Here is a 19,372-nt window from a genome sequence, read left to right on the forward strand (position 1 = left end):
TATGTGCCAAAGAAAAAAGGCTGCCCGAGCAGCCGTTCACACTTGGATGTTTTTATTCATTTGCCGGATCGCTGCCTTTTCAAGCCTGGACACTTGCGCCTGGGAAATGCCGATTTCCTCGGCGACTTCCATTTGCGTCTTTCCTTGGAAAAACCGTTTGCGGATAATCATTTTCTCTCGCTCATTCAACCGCCGCAGCCCTTCTTTTAAAGCGATTTCTTCGATCCATTGGATGTCGCGGTTGCGCTCGTCGCTAAGCTGGTCCATCACATAAATCGGATCGCCGCCGTCGTTGTATATCGGTTCAAATAAGGAAACAGGGTCTTGAATGGCATCAAGGGCAAACACCACTTCCTCGTGGGCGACGCCGAGTTCCCGCGCAATATCTTTCGTCGACGGCTCTTTCGCCGTCTCGCTCATGAGCCGTTCCCGCACTTGCAGCGCTTTGTAAGCGATGTCGCGCAGCGAGCGCGAGACGCGAATTGGATTGTTATCGCGCAAGTAACGGCGGATTTCGCCAATGATCATCGGCACCGCATAAGTGGAAAATTTCACATTTTGGTTAAGGTCAAAATTATCAATCGATTTCATGAGTCCGATGCAGCCAACTTGAAATAAATCATCAACAAACTCGCCGCGGTTGTTAAAGCGTTGAATGACGCTTAACACGAGGCGTAAGTTTCCGTTTACCAATTTTTCCCTTGCTTCCAAATCCCCTTCATGCATCCGGCGAAACAGCTCCCGCATTTCCTCGTTGTTGAGGACGGGAAGCTTTGAAGTGTCTACACCGCAAATTTCGACTTTGTTCCTCGTCAAGTTGTTCCCTCCCATCAGGAGATGCTAAGTCGTCAGTTTTCAGTATCTCCCTGGGAGGGAAAAATATGCACAGCCTGTCCGAGCGAAAAAAAAGCGGCGGAGCGTCCACTCCCGCCGCTTGCTACATCATTTTGTTGAACTCTTTGCGCAACCGTTTAATGATCCGCTTCTCGAGCCGCGATATGTACGATTGCGAAATGCCGAGCAAGTCAGCGACATCTTTTTGCGTTTTTTCCTCCCCTCCTGACAAACCAAAGCGCAATTCCATAATCTGCTTTTCACGGTCGCTCAGCTGGCGCAAGGCGTTTAGCAGCAGCCGCCGGTCGACGTCCGCCTCCAAATCCTTTGTAATGACGTCGTCTTCCGTTCCCAGCACGTCGGACAGCAGCAGCTCATTGCCGTCCCAATCGATATTGAGCGGTTCGTCAAATGACACTTCCGCCCGCACTTTATTGTTGCGGCGCAAATACATTAAAATTTCGTTTTCAATGCAGCGTGATGCATAAGTCGCCAGCTTGATTTTTTTCTCCGGGTTAAACGTATTGACCGCTTTGATTAAGCCGATCGTTCCAATGCTGATCAAATCTTCGATGTGAATGCCGGTGTTTTCAAACTTGCGCGCAATGTAGACGACAAGCCGCAAATTGCGTTCAATGAGCAGCGACCGCGCCGTCTCATCACCGGTGGCCAGCCGTTCGATCAACTGCTCTTCCTCTTCTTTCGTCAACGGCGGCGGAAGCGCCTCGCTGCCGCCGATATAGTAAATTTCGTCGGCCTTCAACCCAAGTTTGGCCAGCAGCTTATACAGCCAATACATGAACCGAAGTTTCCATCTTTTCATCAAAATCCCCCTTCTAAACGGATAAAACGCGAGTATGATATAGTAACGACCTATGAAGCGGTCAGCTTTCTTCCCGCCTGCACCATTTTCGGGTGGATGATGCAATCGTATTCTCCGTCGACTGAAAGCGGGTCTGCACTTAAGGCCATAAGCCCATGTTTCACCTCAAGCCACTCGTTTTCGTATGACAGCGCGATGCGGTCTAGTTTTACCGCCATCATCATTTGCGGGCCGCTGCCCACTGCGCGGTATGGAATGAGACGAAGACGATGGGCCCACTGTTCGGGCGGGTCGTCAACCGTCATGGCTGCCATATAGGCCATCAGCTCTTCGGGCAGCACGTCCTTCGCTTTTTCCCGGTCCACGATCATCACCGGCGTTTTGGACACTGGGTCAAACAGCTGGTTGCCGCTGTCGATGAGCCCTCTTAGGGCAAGGGGCAGGCCTTCCCAAACAGCAATGACATCTACAATATGTTCGAAGCGCAATTTTTTCTCGCGAATCTGTTCCACACGGCGGCGGGAAAAAAGCCACAACACCGGAAACCCGACGAGGACAAACAGCCAGCTTACCGGGTCGCCCGCCCCGGGGGGATGCATCATCAATAATCCGTTCTGCACGGACAGTTGCTCGGCGAAAAAATAATGAACCGCCAGCATGCCGCCCCCGACAGCGAACGTGGCAAAGTAAAACGCCAGCATGTTCTCGATCATATAGCGCGGCCGCTTAAAGCCAAAAGCGGAGAGCACAATCAAGATCGAGGCGGCCATTTTGGCAAGCGGGTGCTGGGCGATGGCGGACAACGGGGTGAACAGCAGCACCACAAGCAGCGACCCGATCAACGCTCCGGCCAACAGCCGCCACCAGACGATCGGGCGCTTAAGCATGAGCGCTGTCAGCCAAAGAAGCATTGCATCAAAACAGACGTTCAAAAGCCAAATGACATCAAGATACACAACCAACCGGCAAGCCCCTCCCCCGCCCCATCGGCTTTTGTCTGAAACAAGTATATAGCATATCCCGTTGGAAAGTCTGTCAATTGGTGGTGGTGAAAAACAGAATGTTTTGTCAAAGCGAGGGGAAACGTGCGAACGAGGAAAACCGCCCTTTGAAGCGCGGGGCGAGGGCAAAAAAAGAAGGCATGAACACGGCTTGTTCATGCCCGATAGCTCCTCAACGGCGACGGTTGCGGTTACGCAAGAACGCCGGAATATCGAGCGGGTCTTCCGCCTGCCCGGACCGGAGCGCCGCATAATCTTGCGCCGGTTCTTCGCGCTTTTCCCGCTTCGGCGCCGGCGTCACTTTCGGCGCCGTCCCGATGCCGGCGCGCGGCGGCCGCGGCTGCGAAGCAACGTTTTCGTTAAACCCGGTCGCGATGACAGTGACGACAATTTCGTCTTTTAAGTCTTCGTTGATGACCGAGCCGAAAATCATATTCACTTCTTGATCGGCCGCCGAAGCGACGATGTCGGCGGCCTCCTGCACTTCGTACAAACTTAAGTTCATGCCGCCGGTGATGTTCATGAGCACGCCTTGCGCCCCGTCGATCGACGTCTCCAACAGCGGGCTGGAAATGGCTTTTTTGGCTGCCTCCGCCGCTCGGTTTTCGCCGCTGGCAATCCCGATGCCCATCAGCGCCGAGCCTTTGTTGGACATGATCGTTTTCACATCGGCGAAGTCAAGGTTGATCAACCCCGGCACAGCGATCAAATCGGAAATGCCTTGCACCCCTTGGCGCAGCACATTGTCCGCTTCGCGGAACGCCTCAAGCATCGGCGTATTTTTGTCAACAATCTCAAGCAACCGGTCGTTCGGAATGACGATGAGCGTATCGACCGCCTCTTTCATGGCGGCGATGCCGCTTGCGGCCTGCGTCGCCCGCTTCCGCCCTTCAAACGTAAACGGGCGCGTGACGACACCGACCGTGAGCGCTCCTAATTCGCGGGCGATTTGGGCGATGACGGGCGCCGCCCCAGTTCCCGTGCCGCCGCCCATGCCAGCGGTGACAAACACCATATCGGCGCCGCGAAGCGCTTCTTCAATTTGCTCTTTGCTCTCCTCAGCTGCTTTTTTTCCAACTTCTGGGTTCGCTCCCGCACCCAAGCCGCGTGTCAGCTTCGCCCCGATTTGCAGTTTCGTCGGCGCCTTCGACAAATTGAGCGCCTGTGCATCGGTATTGACGGCAATAAATTCAACGCCTTGCACTCCGTGTTCAATCATCCGATTGACGGCGTTGTTGCCGCCGCCCCCGACCCCAATCACCTTGATCGTTGCCAACTGATCGACTGTTGTCTCAAACTCCAACATGGCCAAATCCTCCTAAATTTCAATCTCTATTCAAAGAAAGAACCGAAAAATTTCTTGACCTTCTTCCCGAAATGGTCTTCTTTCTTTTTCGGTTTCGATGGTTGTTTTGGCGCCGGGCGCTCGGCCGGCTCCGCCGCGGCCGCCGCCGGGACGGTTTTCCCTTGCAGCTGCGCCTGCCGGTAGGCGAACTTGAGCAGGCCGACGCCGATCGTGTATTGCGGGTCGCGCACGCCGATGTAATCCGGCATGGCAACACGGACGCTCGTCCCTAGGACGACGTGAGCCAACTCCAACACTCCCGGCATATTCGCCACGCCGCCGGTCAGCACATAGCCGCCCGGAAGGTCGCGAAAGCCAAGCCGACGCACTTCATGTTGAACCATTTGCAAAATTTCCTCCATCCTCGCCTCAATAATATCGGCGATCTCAAGCTGGCTGAACTGCTGGTGTTGATCGCTGCCTATGACCGGCACGCTGAACACTTCTTCGTCCGAAGCGTGGTCGTAAAACGCATACCCGTGCTTCAATTTGATTTTTTCCGCATCCTCCGTTGTTGTCCGCAGCCCGATGGCCAAGTCTTTTGTAATATGCTCCCCGCCGACCGGCAGTGAAGAGACAGCTTGCAACGCCCCTTGCTCAAAGACAGCGACCGTTGTCGAACCGCCGCCCAGATCGACGAGCGCGGCGCCCAAGTGCCGCTCATCGTCGGATAATGCCAGCAAACCGGCCGCTAACGGCTGGAGGCAAATGTCGCTGATTTCCAAACCGGCGCGTTCCACACAGCGAAGGAGATTATGTAAAATCGTCTTCGCTCCGGTCACCATCGTCCCTTCCATCTCCAAGCGGACGCCGATCATGCCGCGTGGGTCGTGGATGCCGTCTAAGCCGTCGACGATAAACTGGCGCGGAACGACGCTGATAATTTCCCGGTCCGGCGGGATGGAAACGACTTGCGCCGCATCGATGACGCGGGCAACGTCTTCATCGCTGATTTCGCGGTTTTCGCTGGCAACCGCAACGATGCCATGGCAGTCATGCAGCTGAATATGGCTTCCCGCCACCCCGACAATCACGCGGCGGATCGAAAGGCCGACCATCCGTTCCGCTTGTTCGACCGCGCGCTTGATCGATTGCACCGTTTTATCTATATCAACAATCGCGCCTTTTTTGAGCCCTTCTGATTTCACATTGCCGATTCCGATAATGTTAATCGAGCTGCCCAACATTTCCCCGATGATGACTTTGACGCTCGATGTTCCGACATCCAGGCTAACGACGATCTCATTGCTGCTCATCTTTTGGCATCTGCCTACTAAAAACGCGCCGCTGTCAGCCGACGTTTCAGTAAGCAGCGACACCTCCTTTTTCGGCTGAAATTTCCCTGTCCATCTCTTCGTCTATATCCAGCTCGCGATTTTCGCAAGAACATCGCATTTTGTTTTACTCCATATAATTCAACACAGGAAGACACTTTCCTGTCTTCCGCTTAACTTTTTTCGCGATTTTCCCGCCGCTCCACCCATTCGGCAAGCCAAAGGCGACGGATGATGGCAATGTTTTGAAACAGGCGGACGCCAAACGCGAAGACGGCCGCCAAATACAAGTCTACACCAAGATGCACCCCAAGAAAAGTCAAAGTTGTGGCAAGGATGATATTGAAAAAAAACCCGGTTATAAATACTGTTTCGTCGTACGTTCCTTGTAAATGGGCGCGCCATCCCCCTATTAATGTATCAAAGGCGGCCAAAATGGCAATCGACAAATAACTGGAATACTGATCGGGAACTTCCCAGCCGGCCAAGACGCCGACGGCAAACCCGAGCAACAATCCGAGAAGCGGAAGCCACATGCTATTTCTCCTCCTTGCCGGCGCTCGCCGTCTCCATGTATTTTACCTCCAGCCGCTCGGTTGACGGCGGAATGGCGATCATCGGTTTCGGCTTGGAAATCGAAAGCTCCAAGTTTTCGACGATGAAATCATCCCGAATCGGCGAAACCGTCAACCCGCTATACAGCTTGTCCGCATCGTCCGCGACCGCCTTCACCTCAACCGGCAGCTGAAGCGGCCGGCGACCGACTTTCGTCACCCCGTTGACATCGCGAATCGCCGTCTGGTTCGTCAGCCGCTCGCCGCTAATGGCGATTTCCTTTGCTCCATATTTGTTCAATTCATTTACCAACCGCTGCAGCAGCTCCGGCGACACCGTTTGGGCGACCGGACCGACGTAGCCGCCCGCCGCAAACGGCGCGATCGTCAGCACCACGCCGCGCCCTTTCACCTCGGTCAGTCCGGCTTCTTCCCTAAGCTCGGCGACCGTCTCCTCGAGCGCCGCCTCACCGTCTTCCTGCTCCTCGCGCCGGTAATGGCGCAATTTCGCCTCGTAGCGTTCCAGCTCCTCAAGCAGCTGCTGTTCAAGCTTCTGCTCCTTTGTCAAATCGGCGCGCAGCTCCCAAATGTCGCGCGTATCGCGCTCTTCCGAAGGCAGCGTCGTCCGCATCCCGACGGCCAGCATCAATCCGAACACGCCGGCAATCCCGGCAAAATACAGCTGTCTTTTTCGCTCCAATGCGCTTCACCGCTCCTTCCTGCCCGTTTTACGGTCTGGGCGCGAATACCGGATCGAGCGTAATCGCCTCTTGCTTTTCCACTTTTACATCGATATGGTCTTGAACAAGCTCGTCGACGACGCCGCCTGGCAGGACGAGCGCAGACGACAGCACATCTGGGTCGCCGATCGCCGAAATGACAAACGGAGCGGCATGTTGCGTCCCGTCAACCTCAATGACCGGACCGTTGCACACAATGTAGGAGCGATGGGAAATGCGCTGCCCGTTAATGGCGACCGCTTCGGCGCCGGAAATAAGCAGCTCGTGAACGACTTTCCATACGTGCTGTTCGTGAACGATATAATCAGTAGCACTCGCTTCAGAGGGGATGTAAGAGGAGTCGGAAAGCGTGACTGCTACACCCTTTCCTTTCACCCTCGCCTTTCCAACATACATGCGCAGCTGTTCTGCTTCTTTCGCCAGCCCGGCTTCGTTCGTCTGCCGGTCGGCCAGTTTTTTTTCCCAAGCGGCCAGTTCGTCTTGCTTTTCGACAAGCTGTTGCTTTAACGACCGGTTTTCCTTTTGCAAAGCGATCAGCGCCGAGCGAAACTCGTATTCCCTTTTCCACTCGCTGTCGCTCCATTCGCGGCGGGATGGATCGTTTTTGGCATGTTGGTAGGAAAACCCGAGCATGGCGCCGAATAAAAAGCAAATAAAAGTAAGGAGGATGCGGCTATGGGCTTGTTGTCTCATCGTCGTCCTCCTTTTTCGGCGGCTCGTACGGGACAAAGTAGCTGCCGACTTCGAGGTGAATGACCCCTTTGACATTTCGGTCAAGCTCGGCGACAATCGCCGGATAATGCGACAGCTTGTCCGCAAAACGATGAATCGTCGCACTTACCTCATACCCGTCGTTCATGTAGACGATGACGCGGTCTTCATACTCACTGTTCGGCTTGTAGTGAATTTCCGACATGGCGCCAAGCACCGGCGCCGGCAGTTCCGCCAGCTGTCCAGTCATCTCGGCGATGGCGTCGCCGTTTTTCCAACCGACGAGCACAGGCGCATCGCTCGGGGCTGTTTTCACCGCTTCCTGTTTTAACAGCCGTCCGTTCTCAAGCAGCGGGAAAAATGTTTGCCGGTCGTAGACATAAGCGACCCGCCGCCATTCGTGGACGCGGATGACAATCGTGTTCGGCAGCCTCTTTTCCACGGTTGCCTCTTTAATTTCCGGATGGCGGGCGATCCTCGTTGCCACACTTTGTTCGTTCACTTTCCAAAAGCTTGTCCGCTTCGTAATGCCGCTCAAGCTGATGATGCGCTCCGCCGGCAAATGGCGGTTTCCGCTCACCTCCACATGCCTGACGGCGCTTAACGGCGATTGGAAGTAAAGAACGCACAAAATAAACAGAAAAAAGAAGGACAAATACAAAATCAGCCGACGGTTCGCTTTTTGGCGGCGACGCTCTTTCAGTTTTGGGACGCGGTCTTCAAGAACAACAACCTTTCCCTTTTCCATTGTCTCCCCCGCTTTCCTGCCCGCGGGCAGCTCCATGGCTGCGCTCGAATAAAAACAAACGGCATCCGCTGCCGTTTTCTTGTTCTTTGCACTTGTTTTCATTATATCACAAATAGATCGCGAGAGAGACCGTTTTTTATAACATTTGCCGGCACTGTTTGACGGCAAGCCGCCCGAACAAACAAAAACAGCGGACGCCGCCGCCTGCCTAATAGCGGGCGTGTCTGCTAATATTGAGCAGCACACCGATCGCCATCAGCATCAATGTCAACGACGATCCGCCGTAGCTCAAAAACGGGAGAGTAATGCCGGTGACGGGCATCAGCCCGGTGACAACGCCGATGTTGATCATCACTTGGATGGCAATCATCGAAATGATGCCAAGCGCCAAAAAGCTGCCGTACAAATCGGGGGCGCCAAGGGCGATGCGCACGCCGCGCCAAAGAAGAAGGCTGAATAAAAGAAGGACAAGCGATCCGCCAATAAAACCGAGCTCCTCGGCCAAAATGGCGAAAATAAAATCAGTTTGCGGCTCCGGCAAATAAAAAAACTTTTGCCGGCTTTGCCCGAGCCCCAGGCCAAACAGCCCGCCCGGACCGATGGCGTACAGCGACTGGATGATTTGAAATCCGCTCCCCAACGGGTCTTCCCACGGATTCAAAAACGATGTAATCCGCTTGATTCGATACGGCGCCGATAAAACGAGGGCGGCAAACCCGGCAAGCCCCAACACCCCAAGGCCCACAAAATGGCTGAGGCGGGCGCCGGCGACAAAAATCATCGCCACACATGTGCCGACCATCACGGTGCCCGTCCCTAAGTCCGGCTGCAGCATAATCATGCCGAACGCCGCAAACACGAGCGCCAGCGCCGGCAGCAATCCTTGTTTAAACGATGTAATCTTCTTTTGGTTTTCGGATAAATATTTGGCCAAAAACGCGATCATCGCCAGCTTCATAAATTCGGACGGCTGGATGGAAAACGCCCCGACGCCGATCCAGCTGCGCGATCCATTGCGCACCATGCCGACGCCCGGGATCAACACGAGTACAAGCAGCCCGAAACAAACGATGAGCAACACTTTCGACCAGTCGCGCCACGTCCAATAATCGATGTTCATCACAAAAAACATGGCGATAATGCCGACGATGGCAAAGAACAGCTGGCGCTTGACAAAGAAAAACGAATCGTGAAACTTGTATTCCGCCCAAATGGCGCTCGCGCTGTACACCATAATAAGCCCGATGGCCAAGAGCGAAAACGTTAAAAGAATCAACAAAAAATCCGGCGCAGACCTTTTCCGCGGCAATGCCCAACACCTCTATTTTGTAAACTAGAAGGAAAGGGCTGTCCCTTTCCCTCTATTTCAACTTATGCACGGCGTCGATAAAAATGTCCCCTCTCTCCTCGAAAGTTTTGTATTGATCCCAGCTGGCGCAGGCCGGAGAGAGCAAAATAACATCGCCCGGCTCGGAAAGCCGGAAGGCAACCGGGACAGCTTTTTCCACATTATCGACATATTCGATCGTTTCTATTCCCGCCTCCCGGGCGATGCGCCCGATTTTCTCCGCCGTTTGCCCGAACAATACCGCCGCTTTCACCTGCCGCAAGTACGGAAGAAGCTTGTCAAACTCATTGCCGCGGTCAAGCCCGCCGGCCAGCAAAATCACCGGTTCACCGGCAAACGCCGAAAGCGCCTTTTGCGTTGCCAAAATATTCGTCGCCTTCGAGTCGTTGTAAAACCGCCGGCCGTCGACTTCGGCTACATATTGAAGCCGATGTTTTACGCCGGCAAACGTCGTCAACACTTGAACGATCGCCTCGTTGCTGGCGCCGGCCAGCTTGGCAGCCGCCACCGCGGCCAAAATGTTTTCCACGTTGTGCTGGCCGGGGAGGACAATGTCTGCTGTCTTGATGATCGGCTCTCCGTTCCAGCAAACGGCGCCATTGTCGACGTACGCCCCTTCACCGAGCGGCTTCGTCGCCGAAAACAGCACCTTTTGCGATCGAATCGAGGCGGCGATGTCCATCACGGTCTGGTCATCCGCGTTGACGACCGCATAATCTTGTTCTGTTTGGTTGCGGAAAATATTCGCCTTCGCCGCCGCGTATGCTTCTCTTGTGCCATGGTAGTCCAAATGGGCATCAAAAATGTTAAGCAAGACGGCGATCGTAGGACGGAATTGATCAATGCCGGCAAGCTGGAACGAAGACAGTTCGGTGACGAGCCATTGGCCCGGCTTCGCTTCCTTGGCCACCTCGCAGGCGACTAAGCCGATATTGCCGGCAAGCAACGGGTCTTGGCCATCCGCCTTTAACATTTCATAAATCAATGTCGTTGTCGTCGTTTTCCCGTTCGATCCGGTAATGCCGATAAACGACGCTTCGGAAATGTGATAAGCCAGCTCCACCTCGGTCACGACCGGAAGCCCTTTTTCAAGTGCTTTTTTCACTAACGGATTCGTATACGGGATGCCCGGATTTTTCACGACGAGGTCAAACGGCTCATCGAGCAGTTCGAGCGGATGGCCGCCGCAAACAACGCGGACGCCGAGCTCTTCAAGCTGCTTCGCCTCCGCGTTTTCCGCCAACGGTTTTTGATCGTTGGCGACGACTTCCGCCCCTAATTCAACGAGCAGGCGGGCCGCTGCCGCCCCGCTTTTCGCCAATCCAATCACAAGCACACGACGATGTTGATAGAAAAGAGTCGGTTTCAATTACATCCACACCTCGATATAAATTCCTAGCATGGCAAACAACAGGCCGACGGCCCAAAACGTCACGACAACGCGCCATTCCGACCAACCGACGAGCTCATAATGATGATGGAGCGGGCTCATGCGGAAAACGCGCCTGCCGGTCGTTTTGAACGAGGCGACTTGAATGATGACAGACAGCGTTTCAATGACAAAGACGCCGCCAATAATGATCAGCAGCAGCTCGAGTTTCGTTAAGACAGCGACCGCAGCGATCGCCCCGCCAAGCGCGAGCGATCCGGTATCCCCCATAAATACTTTTGCCGGATGGGCATTAAACACTAAAAAGCCGAGCACAGCGCCGACAACGGCGACGCAAAACACCGCCACATCGTACTGACCTTGATTCCAAGCCAACACGGCATACGCGCCAAAGGCGATCGCCGCCGTGCCGGCCAAAAGCCCATCGAGCCCGTCGGTCAAGTTGACAGCGTTGGAGCCGCCGACAAGCATGAGCAAAAGCAGCACCCCATAAGCCCAGCCAAGGTCAAACGACCAGCCGGTCCCGGGGATATGTACTTCCGTCGAAAAGCCGCTTTGCCGGTAGACAAAAAAGAAAACAACGGCAATGATGAGCTGGCCGATAAATTTTTGCCGGCTCGTCAACCCCAGGTTCCGCTTCATCACCACTTTGATCATATCGTCCAAAAAGCCGAGCACCCCGTAGCCAACCGTAACAAGCAGCAATAAATATGTTTCCACCGACAGGACGGACAATCTCGATGTCATCCATAACGTTGTCGCCACGATCGAAAGCAAAATCATAATGCCGCCCATTGTCGGGGTGCCCGATTTTTTTTGATGCGACTTCGGCCCTTCCTCGCGAATGCTTTGCCCAAATTTTAACCGCCGCAAAAACGGGATGAACAGCGGCGACAAAATGACGGTGACCAAAAAGGAAACAGCCATCGCAATGACAATTATTTGTTCTGGCATGAATCGTCACATCCTTTTGCCTGCCGCGCGTCCAGCCACCATTTCTGCAACTCGGCGAGCCGGAGGGGGATTGCTTCATCAGCAGGGACATACTCCCCGCCTTCTTCCGGGAACGAAAACGAAAATTCCGTTCCCCGGCCGCCTTCCCGCAAATACCGCTCAAGCAGCGCGGCGGCCGCCGCAAGCGGCGACGGGACGAAAAAGAGCGGAAACTGATTAGGAATGTAGCGCGGCAATGGCTCTCCGATCGGCCAAAACGAAGCGATCGCCCCGTGCTCGATGGCCGTTTTCAGCGTTTCCGCCGCATCTTCAAGCGGCACGAACAGCCCTTTTTTCACCTGTTCGGCCGGATTGACAAACACCGCGTGAAAACGAATCGTTTCGTCCACAATGCCGCTCGCTTCGTTCGCAATTTTCTGCACCATTCCGTACGTAACCATCGTCATGTTCTCTCCCTCACCGCCGCTCGGGCGACAGCGCGATCGTCAAACTCAATCACATTGCCGCCGATGATTTGGTACGTTTCATGCCCCTTACCGGCAATCAACACAACATCTCCTTCTTGCGCCTGCCGGATGGCGTAGCGGATCGCCTCTTCCCGGTCAGGAATCGTCACGTACCTTCCATCTTGATCACTTACCCCCGCTTCCATATCCCGCAAAATTTGCTGCGGGTCTTCCGAGCGCGGATTGTCGGAGGTGAACACGGCGACATCCGCGTGGCGCACCGCCACCTGCGCCATAAGCGGCCGCTTCGTCCGGTCGCGGTCGCCGCCGCAGCCAATGACGACATAGACGTTCCGCTTCGCAAATTGGCGCACCGTTTTTAGCGCGTTTTCCAAACTGTCCGGCGTATGGGCATAATCTACAATGATAGTAAAATTTTGCCCTTCATCGACCGTTTCAAACCGCCCGGACACCGGCTCGACATCCCTTAAAGCCGCCGCAATCGTTTCAAGCGAAAACCCGGAGGCAAGGCAGGCAGCGGCCGCCGCAAGCATGTTATAGACGTTGAACAAGCCGACGAGCTTCGTTTCCACCACTGCCGATCCGTGCGGCGTGCACAGCCGAAAGGCCATGCCGGATGGGGTCATGGCAATCTCTTCCGCCATCACATCGCTCTTCGTGCGAATACCGTAAGTGATGATTGGTGCTGCTGTCATATGTTTATAATATTGCGAAACAGGATCATCATGATTCAAAACGGCAAATTTCGGCCGCCGCTCGTCGTAGCGGTTGCCGAGCTGGGCAAACAACAGCCCTTTGGCGTTCCGATACTCGTCCATCGTTCCGTGATAGTCAAGATGATCTTGCGTCAAGTTCGTAAACACGGCCACATCGTAATCGCAGCCATGCACCCGTCCTTGGTGAAGGGCATGCGACGACACTTCCATGGCCGCAAACTCCACGCCCTCGTCGATCATCTGTTTAAACGTGCGTTGCAAGACGAGCGACTCCGGCGTCGTATTCGCCGCCGGGTAAGAACGGGCGCCGATTTTGATCCCGACCGTGCCGATCAGCCCCGTTTTTTTGCCGGCCTTTCTCGCGATCTGGTCAATGATATGAGTCGTCGTCGTTTTTCCGTTTGTGCCCGTCACGCCAATTAAATGAAGTCGATGGGTCGGGTGCCCGTAAAACGCATCAGCCAAAATCGCCATCGCCCGCCGGCTGTCCGGCACAAGGACAAGCGGCGCGTCCACCGCGAGCGGACGCTCAGCCACGACCGCCGCTGCTCCGCGCGCCACCGCTTGTTCCGCAAAGTCATGCCCGTCCACCGTAAATCCTTTAAGGCAAAAAAACAGCGAACCGGGCGTGACATGGCGCGAATCCATTTCGAGCGCGACAATATCCGGATTGCCCCCGCGATGCACCCAAAAACCGGGCAAGCGCGACAGCAACGTTTGCAATTTCATCCTTAGTCATCCCTTTCGCTTATAAATAGCTCGCCCTATGAGCGGACAGCGGAAAAAGGGGCGCAACCAACCCGATGAGTCATCGCATCGGCCGCCCCTTGCAAGATCGTTTACCGCTCCTCTGCCGCTTCGCGTTTCGCCAAATAAATGCGAATCGTCGAGCCTTCTTTTACTTTCACCCCGGGCTCCGGCGATTGTTCGACAATGACATCGCCCTCGCCACTAACATCTAATTTTAAGTCAAAAAACTGTTCTTGCAAATCTTTTTTTGTCATTCCGATCAAATTCGGCACCTCAATGACTCTCGGCTCATCCCATCCCCGTTCCTTCTCAAGTTGGTCTTTGCGCGGCTTCACACCCATCACCCGCAGGCTGTCTTCTATGACCTTGCCAACGATCGGCGCCGCAACCGTGCCGCCGAATTGGACCGTGCCTTTCGGATTGTCAACAGCGACGTACACGACGAGCTGCGGGTCGTCCGCCGGCGCAAAACCGATGAACGACACGATATGGTTGTTTTGCAAATAGCGGCCGCCTTGCGCTTTTTGCGCCGTTCCGGTTTTCCCGCCGACGCGGTAGCCTTCGACATACGCCTTTTTCCCTGTGCCTTGGGCGACAACGCTCTCAAGCGCATAGCGGACTTGTTTCGACGTTTCCTCGGAAATGACGCGCCGTTTCGCCTTTGGTGTATTGCGGCGTACGACTTCCCCTGTTTCCGGGTCGATCCATTCTTTGGCGATGTACGGGGTGTATAGAGTGCCGCCGTTGATCGCGGCCGATACGGCGGCGACTTGCTGGATCGGCGTCACCGACACCCCTTGGCCGAACGCAGTCGTCGCCAATTCGACCGGCCCGACCCGCTTTAAGTCAAACAAAATGCCAGTCCCTTCCCCTTGCAGGTCAATGCCGGTTTTCTCACCGAAGCCAAACTTCTTAATATAACGAAACAGCGTTTCCTTTCCGAGCCGCTCCCCCAAAGCGACAAATCCCGGGTTGCACGAGTTTTGTACAACTTCCAAAAACGTTTGCTCCCCATGGCCGCCCTTTTTCCAGCAGCGGAGCGTAGCGCCGGCCACTTTAGCGTAGCCCGGATCAGAGAAGTGGTCTTTAAGGAGGTTGACTTTATGCTCCTCAATCGCTGCAGCCAACGTAATGATTTTAAACGTCGACCCCGGTTCATACGTGCTCCAAATCGGCAAATTGCGGTTGTAAATTTCCGGAGGGACGTTGCGGTAATCGGCCGGGTCAAACGTCGGCCGGCTCGCCATCGCCAAAATTTCCCCCGTATTCGGGTTCATGGCAATGGCGATGATGCCGTCTGGATTGTATTTCGCCTCAGCAATATCGAGCTCCCGCTCTATGATCGTCTGAATGCGTGAGTCAATCGTGAGCACCAAGTTCAAGCCGTCGGTCGGCGGCGTATAGTCATCCGCCATATCGGGCATGCGCCGCCCTTTTGCATCGGAGTAAAACTGCACCGAACCGCGTTCTCCGCTCAGTTCTTTGTCATAATACAGTTCAAGCCCTGTGAGCCCTTGGTTGTCAATGCCAGTAAAGCCAAGCACATGCGATAAGTAGCTGCCAAACGGATAGTAGCGCTTCGTGTCTTCAGCAATGTACACCCCGTCCAAATCGAGCGCGCGCACGTCCGCCGCTTTCTCGTCGGAAATTTTCCGCCCTTCTTTCAAGCGGACGATCGAGGTGTTTTTTGTCATTTGTTTATAAACGGATTCGACCGAAGCGCCCAAAACCGCCGCCAGCTTTTCTGCCGCTTCCGCCGGATTTTTCACTTGCCGCGGGATGACATACACCGTCGGCGCGCTCATATTCGTCGCCAGCGGGACGCCGTTTCGGTCCAAAATTTCGCCGCGCTTCGGCTCAAATGGGATGTTCCGCCCCCACAGCCCTTTCGCCCGTTCCGCTAATAGATCGCCGAGCCAAAATTGGACATAGCCGAGACGGAGATCGATAATGGCAAAAACCAAAACGCCGATCAAAAAGACGATCGTCAACCGTTTGCGCACGGTCACGTACGATACGCGCATATGGCGGAACCTCCTTCATGATGGGCTCGTTCCACTATATGCTTGTACGCTCCGTTATAGAACGGCAAAAAATCACTCGTGAGGCCCGGCCTCTTTCCGTTCAGCCGCCTCTTGTTCTTTCTTTGCCGCCATTTCTTCCCACTGACGCGGCGGAGCCAGTTCGACGATCAAATAATCCCCTTGCCGCACTCGCGCTCCCGGGCGGATGTTTTGGCTGACGACATAGCCGGTTCCTTTCGTGCTTGGCCGCAGGCCGAGTATATGAGCCACTTTCATGGCGTCCCGCAGCGAAAACCCGCGCAAGTTCGGCATCGTCGCCGCTCCATCCGTTTTCAACACGACCCGCTCGCCGGGAAGAAGACGATCTCCGCCGCGCGGAAGCTGCCGCTCAACGTACCGGCCGGTGCCGATGACGACCGGCACATAGCCGTTTTTCTTCAACTGCTCCGCCGCCGTTACGGCTGCCTCGCCGACCAGCGAATCGAGCGCGCGTTGCGCCGCTAGTTTCGTTTCCACCGATTTTTCTTTGCTCGGTTCAATATGCAAATATTGCAGGCTGCTTTTCATCACCGTTGTAAAAATTTGCGAAACAGGCGCCGCTCCGGTTTCCGTCACATCCAACCGCGGCTGCTGAACAGCTACATACATGAGAAGGCGCGGATCATCCGCCGGCGCCATGCCTAAAAACGAGAAAATATAATTTTCCCGTCCGGTCAAATAGCCGCCGGAAGCGGATGGAATTTGCGCCGTCCCCGTTTTGCCGGCGACGCGGTAGCCGTCAATTTGGTACGGGCGGCCGGTGCCGTGCTCTGAGGTGACAACCGTTTCCAAAATTTCCCTAACCTTCCGCGCCGTTTCAGCCGTAATCGGTTCACCGACGACAGTCGGCTCGTGGTCGAGAACGACTTTGCCGCTGTCTGGATCGACCACCTTTTCAATGACGTACGGCTTCATCATTTTTCCGTCGTTGGCGATCGCTGTCGCCGCCTGGATTTGCTGAATCGGGGTCACTGACGTCCCTTGCCCGAACCCGGTCGTAATCCGTTCGATCGGATAACGGTAACGAATTTGCCCTGTCGCCTCACTCGGCAAATCAATGCCCGTTTTCTGATCGAAATGGAAACGATGCAAATACTGCAAAAACCGGTCTTCCCCGAGCTTTTCTTTCACCAAAATGGAAAAAGCGACGTTCGAAGAGCGCTGCACCCCTTCATTGAACGTAATCGTCCCCCAACCGACATCGTTATGGTCGCGGATGGTGTTCGGCCCGACTTTGTATGAGCCGGAACGGTACGTTTCATTGCCGTTGTACACTCCTTCATTAATGGCGGCAGCAAGCGTAAACACCTTCATCGTCGACCCCGGCTCATACGGGTAGGAAATAGCGTCATTTAAAAAGTTCGCAATATCGCGTTTGTTCGGGTCAAAACTCGGGCGAGTCGCCATCGCTAAAATTTTTCCTGTTTTCGGATCAGCCACGATGGCGATGATCTTTTTCGGCTTGTACTGCTTTTCTACGCCGTTCATGGCGTCTTCCAAAAACGTCTGGATTTTCGCGTCAATCGTTAAATACACGTTCGCGCCGTTGTCCGGCTTTGCAATCGTGCGCTCTCTCGCCTCCGGCAGACGGAACCCCTTCGCATCGCTGGCAAACGACACATAGCCGTCTTTGTCGCGCAAATAACGGTCAAGCGATTTTTCTACTCCCATTTTGCCGACCGTTTCGTTTTTCGCATTTTTTTGCGCGTAGCCGATGACATGCGAGGCGAACATGCCATTCGGGTAAAACCGGGCAGTGTCGCGGGTAAAGATGATGCCCGGCAAATGGAGCGCTTCAATTTTCCGCTTCAGCTCGAAGCTGATATTGCGGCCATAGGAGCCGAACTCGACTTGTTTCGCCTTTTTGGTCAAAATGCGCTCCATTTGCTCGACGTCCATGCCAAGCAGCGGAGCGAGCTTTTCCGCTGTTTCCTCTGGATCGGCGACACGGCGCGGATCATCCGGGTCCACAATGGCGGCGACTGTATACGACGGCACGTCTTGGGCTAAAATGACGCCGTTGCGGTCAAAAATCGTCCCGCGTTTCGCTTCAATCGTGCGCGTCTGCTTATGCTGCTGCTGCGCGATCTCCGCCAGCGCTTCGCCTTCCGCTTTTCCCGTCCACTGCACTTGCACAAAGCGGGCAAACAAAAGAAAAAAGGCAAAGCTGAACACGCAAAACAAAATAAACGCCCCGCGATGGGTGTTGCGATGCTTTTTTGCCTCCATCACCCATCAGTCCTGTACGACTTTGACGTGGTTTTCGTTGAGCGACAAACCGAGCTCTTTCGCCTTTTGCAAAATGCGCTCGTACGCGCTCAGCCGCTGCACTTCGACGTACAAGTCATTATTTTCTTTCTTTTGTTCATCAATGGCCGATTCCAACTTTTGGACATCTTTATTAAGCTCATAAATTTGCACTTGGGTTGAGACGGTATGGACCGCCGCGTAAAAGACAAACAGCAAAAACGAAACGATCAACAGCTTCTCAGCCAGCGTCAGCCGAAGGCGCCGTTTTCGCTGCGGCTTCTGGCTCGGCGGCGCGGCCGGATGCTTTTGTTCGCGTGCTACTTTGACTGCCAAATGGTTCACAGCGTTTCCCTCCTGTTTCTCCTCACCTATTTTCTCAGCCGCGCGGCAGTTTTTCAGCAATGCGGAGTTTGGCTGAACGGGCGCGGCGGTTCCGTTCCACCTCTTCAGCAGAAGGAACGACCGGTTTTTTTGTAATAATTTTCAACACAGGACGGTAGTCATTAGGGAGAACTGGAAGCCCTGGAGGCAATGGCGGGTTCTCGCTTGCTTTTTTAAACGTCTCTTTGCAAATGCGGTCTTCGAGCGAATGAAACGTAATGACGCTCACCCGTCCTCCCGGCGCCAACAAGTCAATCGCCTGCTCAAGCGCTTCGCGAAACGCCTCGAGCTCATCGTTGACTGCGATGCGGAGCGCCTGGAAAATGCGTTTGGCCGGATGTCCGCCGCTGCGGCGCGCCGGCGCTGGAATCGCCTCCTTAATGACCTCAACGAGCTCCCCGGTCGTTTCAATCGGCTTCTCGCGCCGCACCTCCTCGATTTTGCGCGCTACTTGCTTTGAAAATTTTTCTTCGCCGTACCGAAAAAAAATGCGCACAAGCTCCTCATATGGCCAACGGTTGACGATCTCCGCCGCCGTCAGCTGTTGCTTGCGGTCCATCCTCATGTCAAGCGGCGCGTCGTGCTGGTAGCTGAAGCCGCGCTCCGGCTCATCGAGCTGCGGCGATGAAACGCCCAAATCAAACAGCACGCCGTCGACGGCAGCGACGCCGCGGGCGGAAAGCTCCTCTTGCAAAAACCGGAAGTTGCGGTGCACAAACTGCACTTGCTGGCCATAACGGGCGAGCCGTTCACGCGCATACGAAATGGCGGTTTCGTCTTGATCAAAGGCAAACAGCTTTCCGCGCTTTGAGAGGCGGGAAAGCAAATAGTCGCTATGGCCGCCGCCGCCCAACGTACAATCGACATAGACGCCGTCCGGGCGGATGTTCAGTCCGTCAACCGCTTCTTTTAACAGCACCGTTGTATGTTCAAACACATGTCCACCACCTTTGCTGCTTCCAAACGCTGCTTCCTTAATTATATCGCAAAGACGGACAAAATTTTAGCTTTTTTTGTAAAAAA

General features: G+C 54.7%; 18 protein-coding genes. All 18 read right to left on the reverse strand.

Translation table 11 applies throughout. The annotated features are described in order from the left end of the window. Positions 1-36: 36 nt before the first annotated feature. The 18 genes from sigG to rsmH all read right to left on the reverse strand — a co-directional run bounded on the left by sigG (position 37) and on the right by rsmH (position 19,286). Positions 37-816 carry an RNA polymerase sporulation sigma factor SigG gene (sigG, locus tag AP057_RS04680; RefSeq protein ID WP_033016141.1) on the reverse strand — a complete coding sequence of 260 codons (780 nt, stop codon included), beginning with the start codon at positions 814-816 and terminating at the stop codon, positions 37-39. A 121-nt stretch (positions 817-937) separates the two neighbouring features. Beyond that, complete coding sequence (sigE, locus tag AP057_RS04685) at positions 938-1,657, reverse strand: RNA polymerase sporulation sigma factor SigE (RefSeq protein WP_055358175.1); 720 nt, start codon at positions 1,655-1,657, stop codon at positions 938-940. 50 nt (positions 1,658-1,707) lie between these two features. Continuing rightward, positions 1,708-2,619, reverse strand: a complete 912-nt coding sequence (spoIIGA, locus tag AP057_RS04690) for a sigma-E processing peptidase SpoIIGA (RefSeq protein WP_055358176.1) — start codon at positions 2,617-2,619, stop codon at positions 1,708-1,710. A gap of 211 nt (positions 2,620-2,830) precedes the next feature. Next, the gene (ftsZ, locus tag AP057_RS04695; RefSeq protein WP_033011308.1) at positions 2,831-3,964 is read right to left on the reverse strand and encodes a cell division protein FtsZ; all 1,134 of its coding nucleotides are present in this window, start codon (positions 3,962-3,964) and stop codon (positions 2,831-2,833) included. Positions 3,965-3,990: 26 nt separating this feature from the next. Beyond that, on the reverse strand, positions 3,991-5,259 hold the full coding sequence (ftsA, locus tag AP057_RS04700) for a cell division protein FtsA (protein ID WP_055358231.1): 1,269 nt from the start codon (positions 5,257-5,259) through the stop codon (positions 3,991-3,993). 191 nt (positions 5,260-5,450) lie between these two features. Next, positions 5,451-5,813: a small basic family protein gene (locus AP057_RS04705; RefSeq protein WP_055358177.1), complete on the reverse strand. Its 363-nt coding sequence runs from the start codon at positions 5,811-5,813 to the stop codon at positions 5,451-5,453. A gap of 1 nt (position 5,814) precedes the next feature. Further along, on the reverse strand, positions 5,815-6,531 hold the full coding sequence (locus AP057_RS04710) for a DUF881 domain-containing protein (RefSeq protein ID WP_055358178.1): 717 nt from the start codon (positions 6,529-6,531) through the stop codon (positions 5,815-5,817). Positions 6,532-6,559: 28 nt separating this feature from the next. Next, entirely contained in the window at positions 6,560-7,264 is a 705-nt protein-coding gene (locus AP057_RS04715; RefSeq protein WP_033011314.1) for a DUF881 domain-containing protein, read from the reverse strand. Continuing rightward, a complete protein-coding gene (gene divIB / locus AP057_RS04720) occupies positions 7,245-8,030 on the reverse strand; it encodes a cell division protein DivIB (RefSeq protein ID WP_033011316.1) in 786 nt (261 codons plus the stop codon). Before divIB ends, AP057_RS04715 begins: the two co-directional genes overlap by 20 nt. 208 nt (positions 8,031-8,238) lie before the next feature. Further along, the gene (gene spoVE, locus AP057_RS04725; protein ID WP_033016150.1) at positions 8,239-9,339 is read right to left on the reverse strand and encodes a stage V sporulation protein E; all 1,101 of its coding nucleotides are present in this window, start codon (positions 9,337-9,339) and stop codon (positions 8,239-8,241) included. Between the two features lie 52 nt (positions 9,340-9,391). Next, entirely contained in the window at positions 9,392-10,747 is a 1,356-nt protein-coding gene (gene murD, locus AP057_RS04730; RefSeq protein ID WP_033016151.1) for a UDP-N-acetylmuramoyl-L-alanine--D-glutamate ligase, read from the reverse strand. Then, the gene (mraY, locus tag AP057_RS04735; RefSeq protein ID WP_033016152.1) at positions 10,748-11,722 is read right to left on the reverse strand and encodes a phospho-N-acetylmuramoyl-pentapeptide-transferase; all 975 of its coding nucleotides are present in this window, start codon (positions 11,720-11,722) and stop codon (positions 10,748-10,750) included. Then, the gene (locus tag AP057_RS04740; RefSeq protein WP_055358179.1) at positions 11,707-12,168 is read right to left on the reverse strand and encodes a hypothetical protein; all 462 of its coding nucleotides are present in this window, start codon (positions 12,166-12,168) and stop codon (positions 11,707-11,709) included. The genes mraY and AP057_RS04740 overlap by 16 nt, the downstream gene beginning before the upstream one ends. Beyond that, the gene (locus AP057_RS04745) at positions 12,165-13,634 is read right to left on the reverse strand and encodes a UDP-N-acetylmuramoyl-L-alanyl-D-glutamate--2,6-diaminopimelate ligase (protein WP_033011329.1); all 1,470 of its coding nucleotides are present in this window, start codon (positions 13,632-13,634) and stop codon (positions 12,165-12,167) included. Before AP057_RS04745 ends, AP057_RS04740 begins: the two co-directional genes overlap by 4 nt. Positions 13,635-13,744: 110 nt before the next feature. After that, entirely contained in the window at positions 13,745-15,679 is a 1,935-nt protein-coding gene (locus AP057_RS04750; protein WP_055358180.1) for a stage V sporulation protein D, read from the reverse strand. A gap of 72 nt (positions 15,680-15,751) precedes the next feature. Further along, positions 15,752-17,947 (reverse strand): penicillin-binding protein, encoded by a 2,196-nt coding sequence (locus AP057_RS04755; RefSeq protein ID WP_055358181.1) that lies wholly within the window; start codon positions 17,945-17,947, stop codon positions 15,752-15,754. Positions 17,948-17,953: 6 nt separating this feature from the next. Then, positions 17,954-18,310 carry a cell division protein FtsL gene (ftsL, locus tag AP057_RS04760; RefSeq protein ID WP_033011332.1) on the reverse strand — a complete coding sequence of 119 codons (357 nt, stop codon included), beginning with the start codon at positions 18,308-18,310 and terminating at the stop codon, positions 17,954-17,956. Positions 18,311-18,344: 34 nt separating this feature from the next. Continuing rightward, on the reverse strand, positions 18,345-19,286 hold the full coding sequence (gene rsmH, locus AP057_RS04765; RefSeq protein ID WP_033016164.1) for a 16S rRNA (cytosine(1402)-N(4))-methyltransferase RsmH: 942 nt from the start codon (positions 19,284-19,286) through the stop codon (positions 18,345-18,347). Between the last annotated feature and the right edge of the window lie 86 nt (positions 19,287-19,372).

This window comes from Geobacillus sp. Sah69, assembly GCF_001414205.1.
Classification (GTDB): domain Bacteria; phylum Bacillota; class Bacilli; order Bacillales; family Anoxybacillaceae; genus Geobacillus; species Geobacillus stearothermophilus.

Coding starts and splice junctions, on each gene's coding strand:
- sigE (WP_055358175.1), bottom strand. CDS start 1,657: ATGAAAAGATGGAAACTTCGGTTCATGTATTGGCTGTATAAGCTGCTG.
- ftsZ (WP_033011308.1), bottom strand. CDS start 3,964: ATGTTGGAGTTTGAGACAACAGTCGATCAGTTGGCAACGATCAAGGTG.
- ftsA (WP_055358231.1), bottom strand. CDS start 5,259: ATGAGCAGCAATGAGATCGTCGTTAGCCTGGATGTCGGAACATCGAGC.
- AP057_RS04705 (WP_055358177.1), bottom strand. CDS start 5,813: ATGTGGCTTCCGCTTCTCGGATTGTTGCTCGGGTTTGCCGTCGGCGTC.
- AP057_RS04715 (WP_033011314.1), bottom strand. CDS start 7,264: ATGAGACAACAAGCCCATAGCCGCATCCTCCTTACTTTTATTTGCTTT.
- divIB (WP_033011316.1), bottom strand. CDS start 8,030: ATGGAAAAGGGAAAGGTTGTTGTTCTTGAAGACCGCGTCCCAAAACTG.
- mraY (WP_033016152.1), bottom strand. CDS start 11,722: ATGCCAGAACAAATAATTGTCATTGCGATGGCTGTTTCCTTTTTGGTC.
- AP057_RS04740 (WP_055358179.1), bottom strand. CDS start 12,168: ATGACGATGGTTACGTACGGAATGGTGCAGAAAATTGCGAACGAAGCG.
- AP057_RS04745 (WP_033011329.1), bottom strand. CDS start 13,634: ATGAAATTGCAAACGTTGCTGTCGCGCTTGCCCGGTTTTTGGGTGCAT.
- AP057_RS04750 (WP_055358180.1), bottom strand. CDS start 15,679: ATGCGCGTATCGTACGTGACCGTGCGCAAACGGTTGACGATCGTCTTT.
- AP057_RS04755 (WP_055358181.1), bottom strand. CDS start 17,947: ATGGAGGCAAAAAAGCATCGCAACACCCATCGCGGGGCGTTTATTTTG.